Origin of the sequence: Pseudomonas sp. 51_B (assembly GCF_017491595.1) — a bacterium.
Classification (GTDB): domain Bacteria; phylum Pseudomonadota; class Gammaproteobacteria; order Pseudomonadales; family Pseudomonadaceae; genus Aquipseudomonas; species Aquipseudomonas promysalinigenes.
In genome coordinates this window covers 1-225 of the sequence record NZ_JAFGYW010000656.1, presented here as the reverse complement: position 1 = coordinate 225, position 225 = coordinate 1, and the positions used below count along the sequence as shown (strand labels likewise).

Genomic DNA, 225 nt, shown 5'->3' with positions numbered 1-225 from the left:
TCGCGGACTCCGTCGACACCACCACCGCCACTCTGACCGCTACTCCAAGCGTGACCGAAGGTGGCGTGATCACTTACACCGTGACGCTGAGCAACCCCGCTCAGACGCCGGTGACCGTGACCCTGTCCAACGGCCAGACCATCACTGTTGCAGCTGGGCAGAGCACTGGTAGCGTTGACTTCCAGACGCCGGCCAATGATGTCTACAACAATGGTTCGACCGTCA

Annotated in this window: 1 protein-coding gene; it reads left to right on the top strand. The window is 60.9% G+C overall.

Translation table 11 applies throughout. The features are described from left to right. Positions 1-225: immunoglobulin-like domain-containing protein (locus J5M56_RS26585; protein ID WP_207938263.1), on the top strand; the 225-nt coding region annotated here is incomplete at both ends.